The sequence below is a fragment of the Fervidicella metallireducens AeB genome (assembly GCF_000601455.1).
Classification (GTDB): Bacteria; Bacillota; Clostridia; order Clostridiales; family Caloramatoraceae; genus Fervidicella; species Fervidicella metallireducens.
Genome location: NZ_AZQP01000060.1, coordinates 1 through 11,203 on the forward strand (window position 1 = coordinate 1; position 11,203 = coordinate 11,203).

Consider the following 11,203-nt stretch of genomic DNA (forward strand, 5'->3'; position numbering starts at 1 on the left):
GCTCCGTTGGCATCTATTATCAGATGTAGATGGTTATCCATAAGGCAGTAGCCATATACTCTGAATTCATAGGTTTTTTGATATTTTTTAACTAATGATAAATAATTAAGCTTATCCTTATCATCTTTAAATAAATCAACTTCGCTTATACTCCTTGCCATTACATGAAAAATGGCGTCTTCCTTCTTTTGCCTTGCTAGCCTTGGCATAAGAAAACATCTCCCTTCAAAGTTAACTCTGCATTTAGTATTTCCTTTGAAGATAAATGTTATTCATTGGTTTGAAACAACACTTATATGTCCCACCAGATCCGTGTATTAATTGTGACTCCATATTTATATGTAATTTTCACTAATTGGCTTGCAAATTTCATCTACTGCCACTTATTATCTCAAGCATCGGTTTTGAAAAATGCTCCATAAAAAGTTTGTTTTTACGATGTGTGTAAAATATTTAATACTATTTTATATATCCGCCATGAAAAGACAATCTATATATTTCAATACCATCAAAGTATATTGCCTCATTCCCATTAAACTCAGATATATCTCCCTGCCATGAACATTTATAAATAAACCCATCCTGTTCAAATAAAGCAGGTCCTCTGAATGGGTTTTCAAGAGGAACTGCCTTTAATGCACTTTTCAAGCATTTGGTGAATCCTGGCGGAATTTTATCAATGAGCATCTTCCCATAGTAATTCATTCCCCATATGGGCTTTTGATTTTCAAATACTACTTCTTCACCAATAAAATCACTACTACCGAAGTAAGAGTCTATGTATAGAAGATCTCCCTCTTCATACCGTAAATCTTTGGAATTTGGTCTTGACGGTGCTGATAAAACACCATCACCAGCATATGTATTTATCTTTGCTCTGGTTAAAAATTCTTTTAAAGCCAATTCTGTGTAGTTCATTGTCTTTATCACCCTTTCCCCTGCACATAAACACATGAAATAAACATTACATAACTTTAAAGAATAACTTTACCAGTCATTCCATTCGTCAAACCCTTCCCTTGCTCCTGTAAAGAAAAACTCTGTATGCCTGCATTTAGGGCAGACATATATGTCAAAAGTCAAATACTCTTCAATATCAAATAAGGCTCCCAATATTCCCCTATTATTATCCTGAGAATCAAAGCGGTATTCTTTCAGATACTTCATTTTCTCTTTACACCTTAAACACTCAAACTGCTTTTTCATTTTAAGTTGGTCTCCTTTCAGTTTATTCTTGTTAAAATCAATCTATTCTTTAATTATAGTATAAAATTCCTATATCTGTTTAGTGTAAAATAAACATACAACGATTTAAAAAATAAAATACATGCTCTTTTAATATAAATACATCTATTACACATAAACAAAATTGGTTATAATCTAAATAATAGATATCAAAGGAGTTGAATAATATGAGTTTGCCACGGCAAAGATTGATCACTATAGATGAGTTTTTTAAATTAAGAGAATCTAGTGATAATTTATTAGAATATATTGATGGTATTGTATATATGTCACCATCACCTTCTACGCAGCATCGAAGAATATCTGGCAAATTATATGCAAAATTGTTTAACTTATTAGAAGAAACAAACTGTGAAGTCTTTTCAGCCCCTTATGATATACAATTACATAAAGATGATATACCGGATGATAAGGTAGTTATACCGGATATATCTGTTATTTGTGATAAAACGGGCCTCCAAGATAATAAATATCTTGGTGTACCAACACTTATAATAGAAATAGTCTCCCCATCCAACCAAGCCAATGATCTCGTAGTAAAGCTTAATTTGTATATGAAATATGGAGTTAAAGAGTATTGGATTGTAAATCCATTGATTAATACAGTGCAAATTTATAGTCTCGATGAAAACAATATGTATGAACTAATCGATGTAGCTAAAAATAGTGGTATTGTAACCTCTAAGATTTTAAACAAATTTACACTAAACATAGAAACTTTATTTAGCTAACCTTTATAAAATAAATAGGAACATATACTTAGAATTTTATTATATTAACCATAAAAATATAGATTTTGGGAATTCATTGAAATGAAATGCTGTACATTAATCACAATCAATTCATATATGTCCCTTGAACTTTCAAACTCATGCTCTGCCAAACTATTACCACCTGCAAATATGTATAATTTTTAATAAATGCTTATATAAAGTTTTGACCTATGCCCAAATTGTAATAAGGCAAATCTCTGATTTCAATATGAAACCCCTCCAGTTTCCCAGGCTGGAGGGGGTAATTACAGTTTGATACACTTTTTACGAATGAAATTTTCTAAGCAATTGTTTTAAGTTTTCCGTACATATATATTAATTATTCAACTGTTACTGATTTAGCAAGGTTTCTTGGCTTATCTACATCACAGCCTCTTTCTACCGCTGCGTAGTATGATAGAAGCTGCAGCGGTACAACAGAAAGTATTGGAGCAAGTAATGGCATTGTTTTTGGAATGAATACTACTTGGTCTGCAGTCTTTTTAATGTCTTCATGTCCTTCGAATGCTACTGCAAAAACCTTAGCTCCTCTTGCAACAACTTCCTGAATGTTGCTTAATGTTTTATCAAATAAATCTTCCTGAGTAGCAAGTGCTATTACTGGAATTCCTTTATCTATTAAAGCTATTGGTCCGTGCTTTAATTCTCCAGCAGCATAAGCCTCAGCATGGATATATGATATTTCCTTAAGCTTAAGTGCTCCTTCAAGTGCAACAGCATTGTCAAGTCCACGTCCAAGATAGAACATGTCTCTGTGCATATGGTTGTTGCTTGCAAATCTTTGAAGTTCTTCTTTTTGCTCAAGTAATTTTTCAAGCTTTTCTGGTAATAAAAGCATTTCATCTCTTATTTCTCTGTACTCTTCTACTGAAAGTCTTCCGTTTAGCTTTGCAAGGTATAAGCCTATTATATAAAGAGCTACAAGCTGTGTAGTATAAGCCTTAGTTGATGCAACGGCTATCTCTGGTCCTGCCCAAGTATATAGCAGATCATCTGCTTCTCTGGCAACTGAGCTTCCAACAACGTTTGTTATTGCTATAACCCTTGCTCCCTGTTTCTTTGCATCTCTAAGTGCTGCAAGGGTATCAGCTGTTTCACCTGATTGGCTTATTACTATCATAAGTGTTCTTTCGTTTATTATTGGATCTCTATATCTAAATTCTGAAGCTATATCTATTTCTACTGGTATTCTAGCAAGTTTTTCAATTACATATTTTCCAACCATACCTGCATGGTAAGCTGTTCCACACGCAACTATAAATATCTTATCTATATTCTTTAAATCTTCTGCTGTAAGCTTAATGTCGTCAAGTTTTATCTCATCTGAATCAGGCATTATTCTTGAAGTCATGGTATCCTTAATCGCCTTTGGCTGTTCGTGGATTTCCTTTATCATAAAGTGTTCATAACCACCCTTTTCAGCTGCAGCTGCATCCCAGGTTACATGATATACTTCCTTTTGAATTGGAAGACCTTCTCTTGTCATTATATCAACCTTATCCTTAGTTAATACAACTATTTCGTCATCGTTTAGAAGATATATATCCCTTGTTTCTGAAAGTATTGCAGGTATATCTGATGCAATAAAGTTTTCTTCCTTGCCAAGACCAACAATAAGTGGACAGTTCTTTCTAACTGCAACTATCTTATCTGGCTCATGGCTGCATAATATACCAAGGGCATATGAACCTTCTATTTTATCTAATGCCTTCATAACAGCTTCTACTAAATCCCCTTTATAGAAGTAGTCAACAAGATGTGGCACAACTTCAGTATCAGTAGCTGTTCTAAATGTGTATCCTAATGTTGTTAACCATTCTTTTAAGTGAAGATAGTTTTCAATGATACCATTGTGAACAACACTGATTGTCATATCCTTATTATAATGTGGATGTGAGTTTACATCTGATGGTGCTCCATGTGTAGCCCATCTTGTGTGACCTATTCCAACGTGTCCTTCCACTGGGTTTTCATTAAGCTTTGCTTCAAGATTTGATAATCTTCCAACTGCTTTTTCTATAACCAGTTTATCGTTATTTGCTATTGAAACTCCTGCTGAGTCATATCCTCTATATTCAAGTTTAGATAATCCTTGAATTAATAATGGAGCTGCCTGTCTTTTTCCTATATATCCAACTATACCACACATGATTAAATCTCCCTTCAAATCCATATCGGCTGATGTTAGAGAATTTCCATATTAAATTCCTAACTTCATTTGATGTTTTTCTATATCAACTAACCAATCTCAAACTTGAAGTATTGTACCCGATCCTTTTGTCCCATAAATCACTTTATGGTTTTGTCAGATCTCTTTCGGTGGTAAGCCGCAGGGTATCCGCCGATAATTCGATAAGCCCTGTCCTCGTCAACTTATAAAATAAGTTCCGGCGCTTTATATGATTATTTGAATCAGCTTTTTATCTCTTTATTTCTCACCTCCAAAATAAAATTTGTTTTAAACATTTCAGGCTCCTGCCCAAACATTTAAAACATTTAAAAAACATATTCGATACTCAAGTTGAGATTCTTCTCTATTATATAATATTATATGCTTTTGGAAAACTAGTTTTACATAATATTTTCGTCATTAGTGTGTTAAATTATTATGAACAAAAAAGGCTTGAAGTTTAATCAAGCCTTTTTGTTTGTTATTTACTTCTTTGTACAATCAGCTCTGCAAGCTCATGTGCCATTTTATTTATCTCATCCTGATTTTCTCCCTCAAGCATAACTCTAACAAGGGGCTCAGTTCCTGAAGGTCTTATAAGTACCCTTCCTCTTCCTTCAAGGGCCCTTTCAATTTTAGAAATTTCCTCCAAAATAACTTCATCCTTTGTATAGGCATCCTTTTTATCATTTGTAACCTTTGCATTTACTAAAACCTGTGGTAATTCCTTCATTATAGAAGCAAGCTCTGACATCTTTTTGCCGCTCTTTTTTAAAACTGAAACAACTTGAAGGGCAGTTAAAAGCCCATCTCCTGTTGTATTGTAATCAAGGAAAATAATATGTCCTGATTGTTCTCCACCTATGTTGTATCCCTCTTTAAGCATTTCTTCAAGAACATATCTATCTCCAACCTTAGTTTTAACTGTTTTAATTTCATGTTGGTTACATGCTATGTCCAGCCCCATGTTGCTCATTACAGTTACAACCAAAGTATCCTTTGCAAGAGTTCCCTTTTTCTTCATTTCCTTTGCACATATGGTTAAAAGGAAATCACCATTTATAACATTCCCCATCTCATCTACTGCAAGACATCTGTCTGCATCACCGTCAAAAGCAAGTCCTATATCGCAGCCATTTTCAACTGTAAATTTTCTTAATTCATCCATGTGTGTTGAACCACAGTTTTTGTTGATGTTTTTCCCATTTGGATCATTATGAATTACATAAACCTCTGCTCCAAGCTCATTAAATATTTTTGGAGCTGCAAAGTATGATGCTCCTTCAGCACAATCTAATGCAACCTTAAGACCTGTAAAATCAACATCAATTGTTGATTTTAGAAAATTAATATATTCAAAAATTGCCTTATCGTTAAAATCTCTTCTTCCTAAATCCCCGCCTGTTGGACTTGGAACTTCTTTAAGTTCATTTTCTATTATTGCTTCAATTCTCTCTTCAACTTCATCTGGAAGCTTATATCCTTCCCTGTTAAAAAATTTTATTCCGTTATATTCAACTGGGTTATGTGAAGCTGATATTACTACTCCTGCATCTGCATTATAATGTCTTGTAAGATATGCCACCGCTGGTGTTGGTACCACCCCAACACAGATTGCATGTGCTCCAACTGAACAAATACCTGCAACCAGTGCTGCCTCCAGCATGTCACCAGAAATTCTCGTATCCATACCAACAACTATATTAGGCTTGTGTGCACCTTCTGTTAATACATAAGCTCCTGCCCTGCCAAGTTTATATGCAAGTTCTGCTGTCAATTCTGTATTGGCAATTCCTCTTACTCCATCGGTTCCAAACATTTTTCCCATTTTAAACTCTCCCCGTGTATAAATTTTAAACAACTGTATCTTATCATACCATGATTAAAATTTCAATTGCATAGGTATTATTTTCCATAATAAATTCATATACCCTCATATTAATTCACTTTTTACTACCCTTAAAAATTTTAAAAACACAAAAGCCCTCATCTGAGGGCCTTTAAAATCACGCTTTAATATTACCTGACTTTGTCTTTACATTCTTAAATGTTGTTGCTGTTTCAATTATTAGAACTATTGCAAGAACAAGTAAAAGAACTGCAACTACAAGGAGCACTGTTTTGCCTCCGATAAAGAAATTTCTGATTAATATTACAAGGGCTGTTAATGTAACACAGAACATAAATATCATTGGAATCAATGTCATTATTGTCTTCTTTCCTGTCTTTGCAAACCAAGCAGTTAATGCTAACAGTGATAGACCTGCAACTAATTGGTTTGAAGCTCCAAAAATTGGCCATATATTTGTATAACCATAAACAAGGAGTCCAATTGAAGCTGCAACTGTAACTATTGTTGCAACATAAGTATTTGTTAATATTGATTTCTTGCCCTTACCTACTTCCTCAAAGAATTCCTGGAATATATACCTTGCAATTCTTGTTGCTGTGTCTAAACTTGTTAAGGCAAAAGAAGCAAATGCAAGTGTTACAAAAACCTTTCCAACCTGAACTGGAACACCGAAGCTACTCATAAATTCAGCCACTCCGCTAGCAAATATAGAAGCTGGAGTACCTTCTGCTTTAGCTACATAGGCAACAGATATCAATGCAATAATAGCTACAACACCCTCTATAAGCATTGCACCATAACCTATTAACTTTGTATCCTCTTCTTTATCTATCTGTTTTGATGATGTACCTGAACCAACTAAAGAGTGGAATCCAGAAACAGCACCACATGCAACAGTTACAAAAAGTATTGGGAAGAGATATTGAGCCTTTGCACCTTCACCAACTGTAAAAGCAGTAGTTGCTGAAATTTGTAATGTTGGATGGGTAATTATAATTCCAAGTATTGCACCAATAACCATAGCATAGAGAAGGAAGGAACTTAAATAATCCCTTGGCTGTAATAAAAGCCATACTGGAAGTATAGAAGCAAAGGTAATGTATATTAATAAAATTATCTGCCATGTTAATTTTGAAAATTTAAATATAGGGAAGATGTAGCCTATATATACACATATAAAGAGCAAAATAACTCCAGCAACTGATGATACCGCAAGTCCTGCTCCCTTTCTGTAAACTGCAAAACCAAAAATAACAGCTAGAGCAATAAAAAGAACAGATGCTGTACCTGCTCTTGCTCCAGCAAGTAATTCTGGTTTTGCTTGATCAAAAGCAAAGGTAGAAGCTGTTATATCTGTAAATGCTGCTACTACAAGGACTAAAGCCAGCCATGCAAAAAGGTTAAATAATATTTTTCCCCTTTTTCCTATTGTGGATTTTATTATTTCTCCTATGGATTTACCATCATGCCTTACAGATGCAAACATTGAACCAAAGTCATGAACACCACCAACAAATATACTTCCTATTATTATCCAAAGATATACAGGAAGCCAGCCAAAAATAGCAGCCTGAATTGGTCCTGCAATAGGTCCTGCTCCTGCTATTGATGAAAAATGGTGTCCTAAAAGTACCTTTGAATTAGTTGGAACATAATCGATGTTGTCATATTTTGTGTGAGAAGGAGTTTCACGTTTTGGGTCAATTCCCCATTTCTTTGCTAAGTATCCGCCGTAACTTACGTAAGCCAGTATGAACAATATAATGCCAACAACAAGAAGCCATAATGAATTCATAAAAAGACCTCCTTTGTTTTATTTATTTTAAGATGTAAATTGATACACCTTAATAACTTTTTTACCTGGCTTATTTGAAATAACCCTTTTAGACTTCATATCTATTAATATCAGTCTTATTTCACTCCATCCATAAAGATAAAATTTATATGCCTTAGAGTATTTAAATTTTTTTACAAGGTCAATAACTTCCTCTTTTAACCCGTCACAAACAATAACCCCTGTTATAAAGGAATTCATATGATTTGCCTTTGGTTTTACAAACTTCATTAAAGCTTCCTTTAAAAAATCACAAAAATAAATTATATCCATTGAATCTATACAGTCAAAAACCTTTACAAAGCAGTACTCATTATTTTCATAACTGTCAACAATATCATTTTGAGTTATAAATGTCCTGGAATTTACCACATTACATATAGCAAACATATCTATTTTATTATCCAATATATACATATTCCTAGATACATCAAAATATTTCTGAAATTTAATTTCTAAAAGGTCTAAATAATCATTGGCATTCATAAAATATCCCCTTCAATGTTTATTTTTATAATAATTTCTTTATTTGTATAATTTTTCCTTTAAATTTATATATTAATTTTTTCGCAAAAACTGACAGGCTTTGTATATTAAAATTTAGTACTTCATTTAATACACAAAGCCTGTCATATTATTTTCAGTGTGTCCCCAGATTTCCAAGCATCCTGCATCTTCTTTCCACCTTTGAAAAAACATAACTCCCTAAAATGGTGAAGATAAACATGGAGGCTACAATTATCAAAAATTCAGTTTTTAAAGAAAATAGTGGCTCCTGATTTATCAAAAGTGCCCTGCTGCTGTCATATATATATGTTAAGGGCAGAGCTAATGATATAAACATTAAACCCTTAGGCATAACCTTTATTGGGAAGAAACTTCCTGACAAACCAGCAACAATTGAGTTGGATAAATCAATAATAGGATTTGCGTCCTTTGCTAAAAGTACCAAGGCTGATACTGCCATGCCGATACCAATCATCCCTATCAAACTTGGGATTAAAAATCCAATTGCCTTTAACAGGTTTGATGTAATTGTAAAACCAAAGGCAAAATGACATACAATACCTGTTAAAATAACCTCAAAGGTGGTAGCACAAAACTGAAATAAACTCTTGCTTACTAATAGAGTGGTTCTATTAACAGGAGCACTCCAGTTTGATTCTAATACACCCTGTGTCATCTCTTCCCTTAAGGAAAAACCCATGGACCAGAAAACCGTAGAAACATAACTTGTTATCATATATCCTAATACCAAAAAACCTACAAAATCTGAATTACCTGTATATTTTTGAAAACCTGTCATATTTCCATCCTGACTAAAGGTTTTTCCCATAAAATAAAAGGGCGTAATCCACATCAATGGTTCAAAAAGAGTCATTATTACATTGATTGGATATCTGAAATACATTTTCATACTTATCAAAAACCTGGCTTTTATAACAATCAACCATCTCCTCATTTTATCCCCCCTAAAAACGCTCTAAGGAGCCTGATAATTTTACTCTATTTTCTATCATGTTAAAGATTATTTTCCCAACTATCATAAGTACTGCACCCTCTCCTAAGCATGCTAATATATTAGCACCGGCTTCCATTATTGATTTATCCTTTACCATAACCTGTCTTGCCGCCTCAATACCATAGGTAAAAGGCATAAATTTCGCTAAAAACTGCATCCATCCAGGCATTATGCTTATAGGGAAGGTTATCCCACAGAGAATCATCATTAATCCTCTTACTACATTTACCATTGCATTTACCTGCTTAGCCCAAAGAACAAGGCTTGCAAAAACCATTCCTAAACCAAAAACCGCCGGCATAATAATTAAAAATATTAGAATCCATTCAAAAACATTTCCTGTAAAATGTACTCCAAAGATAAGTCTATATTCAACTACTGAAACTATTGAGAAAATAAGGGATAAAACAATTGAAATTACTCCCCCACCCAGAAGGAAAGCAAATTTATTTATTGGACATAACCAATTAGATTCTAGTGTTCCCTTCATCTGCTCATTTCGAAGATATCCCCCAAAATTCCACATAGTCAGGTTTACTGCCATCCAAACCATTGTGCCTATTACAATAAACCCAATTATATCAGCTGTTCCTGTTGCTGCTTTAAATGTGCTGAGGCCTGACCTGTCTGGCCCTGAAAATCCAATGGCACTTACAATATACATAAGAGGAAATATCAAGGGCCATATTAAAATTGATATTATCCAGGTGGGGTACCTGAAAAGGCTTGATAAATCTTTTTTAGCTACTGCATATATCACCCTTAAATTATTCATAACAATCACCTACTCCCTTAAGCTCTTACCAGTTAAGTGGATAAATACATCCTCAAGGGATGGTTCTATAACATTAACATTTAGGATTCTGGTTTTATTCTGAAAAGTTACATCGATTATTTTTTGAATTATATCTTCGCCATCGACATGATGTATTGTAAGTTCATAGCTGCCTTTATCACTATTGTAACTGTTTATGACCTGCTGTATATCTTTGATGTTTCTTATGTCCTCTAAAAGTTTCTCATTTACCTTTTGAATTTCAATTTTTATTAATTTCACTTCATTTATCTTTTTCTTTAAATTTTCAGGAGTATCTAGAGCTATTATTTTACCACCATCTATTATGGCTATTCTATCACATAGAAAGTCTGCTTCCTCCATATAATGTGTGGTTAAAAGCACTGTTCTTCCTTCTTTTTTTATATCCATAATTATTTCCCTTAAATTAAGTGCAGACTGGGGATCAAGTCCAAGTGTTGGCTCATCAAGGAGTACTACAGGTGCATTAGGAATTAGTGCTTTCCCAAGGGCTACTTTTTGTTTCATACCAGTGGAAAACTTTTCAACAAGTTCATCTGCCTTTTCAGTAAGACCAAGTCTATCAAGAATTTCCTGTGTTCTATTTTTAGCTTCCTTTCTGTCAAGACCGTATAAAGCTCCAAAATACTCAAGATTTTCCCTTGCTGTCAGTTTCCAGTAAATACTTCTGTCCCCTGCAAGAACTGTACCTATCTTTCTTAAGGCCTCCATGGGATTTTTATCAACATCAAGTCCCATAACCTTAACACTTCCGCTTGTTGGTCTTAATAAACCAGTTATCATCTTAATTGTAGTTGTCTTACCTGCTCCATTTGGTCCTAGAAGCCCAAATATTTCTCCCCTATGGATATCAAAATTAACATCATCAACCGCCTTAAATTCCTTTTTATCTGTTTTTCTCAAAAATTTTCTTTTATAGGTAGTAAAGTATTTTTTAAGCTCCCTAACCTCAACTGCATTTTCCATTAATATCCCCCCTATTTAATAGTG

11 protein-coding genes are annotated in these 11,203 nt (G+C 33.8%); 1 reads left to right on the forward strand and 10 read right to left on the reverse strand.

All coding sequences use genetic code 11. The annotated features are described in order from the left end of the window. From Q428_RS12705 to Q428_RS12715, 3 genes are all read right to left on the reverse strand, one after another. Positions 1-209: transposase (locus Q428_RS12705; RefSeq protein WP_035381513.1), on the reverse strand; the 209-nt coding region annotated here is incomplete at its 3' end. A gap of 250 nt (positions 210-459) precedes the next feature. Then, positions 460-930 carry a DUF5680 domain-containing protein gene (locus Q428_RS12710; protein WP_242847843.1) on the reverse strand — a complete coding sequence of 157 codons (471 nt, stop codon included), beginning with the start codon at positions 928-930 and terminating at the stop codon, positions 460-462. Positions 931-987: 57 nt separating this feature from the next. After that, the gene (locus Q428_RS12715) at positions 988-1,206 is read right to left on the reverse strand and encodes a hypothetical protein (protein ID WP_035381516.1); all 219 of its coding nucleotides are present in this window, start codon (positions 1,204-1,206) and stop codon (positions 988-990) included. A gap of 206 nt (positions 1,207-1,412) precedes the next feature. Between Q428_RS12715 and Q428_RS12720 the strand changes: the two genes are divergently transcribed. Next, positions 1,413-1,976 (forward strand): Uma2 family endonuclease, encoded by a 564-nt coding sequence (locus Q428_RS12720; protein ID WP_035381518.1) that lies wholly within the window; start codon positions 1,413-1,415, stop codon positions 1,974-1,976. A 361-nt stretch (positions 1,977-2,337) separates the two neighbouring features. Here Q428_RS12720 and glmS read toward each other — a convergent pair whose 3' ends face one another. From glmS to Q428_RS12755, 7 genes are all read right to left on the reverse strand, one after another. Continuing rightward, the gene (glmS, locus tag Q428_RS12725; protein WP_035381520.1) at positions 2,338-4,167 is read right to left on the reverse strand and encodes a glutamine--fructose-6-phosphate transaminase (isomerizing); all 1,830 of its coding nucleotides are present in this window, start codon (positions 4,165-4,167) and stop codon (positions 2,338-2,340) included. A 502-nt stretch (positions 4,168-4,669) separates the two neighbouring features. Then, positions 4,670-6,016, reverse strand: coding sequence for a phosphoglucosamine mutase (glmM, locus tag Q428_RS12730; RefSeq protein ID WP_035381522.1), 1,347 nt, complete (start codon positions 6,014-6,016; stop codon positions 4,670-4,672). 178 nt (positions 6,017-6,194) lie between these two features. Then, positions 6,195-7,835, reverse strand: a complete 1,641-nt coding sequence (locus Q428_RS12735) for a carbon starvation CstA family protein (protein ID WP_035381524.1) — start codon at positions 7,833-7,835, stop codon at positions 6,195-6,197. A gap of 27 nt (positions 7,836-7,862) precedes the next feature. Beyond that, positions 7,863-8,360 carry a DUF8052 family protein gene (locus Q428_RS12740; RefSeq protein WP_035381526.1) on the reverse strand — a complete coding sequence of 166 codons (498 nt, stop codon included), beginning with the start codon at positions 8,358-8,360 and terminating at the stop codon, positions 7,863-7,865. 154 nt (positions 8,361-8,514) lie between these two features. Next, positions 8,515-9,336: an ABC transporter permease gene (locus Q428_RS12745; RefSeq protein WP_035381527.1), complete on the reverse strand. Its 822-nt coding sequence runs from the start codon at positions 9,334-9,336 to the stop codon at positions 8,515-8,517. A gap of 10 nt (positions 9,337-9,346) precedes the next feature. Continuing rightward, complete coding sequence (locus Q428_RS12750; protein ID WP_035381528.1) at positions 9,347-10,171, reverse strand: ABC transporter permease; 825 nt, start codon at positions 10,169-10,171, stop codon at positions 9,347-9,349. Between the two features lie 9 nt (positions 10,172-10,180). Then, positions 10,181-11,179, reverse strand: a complete 999-nt coding sequence (locus tag Q428_RS12755) for a daunorubicin resistance protein DrrA family ABC transporter ATP-binding protein (RefSeq protein ID WP_035381530.1) — start codon at positions 11,177-11,179, stop codon at positions 10,181-10,183. Positions 11,180-11,203 lie beyond the last annotated feature (24 nt).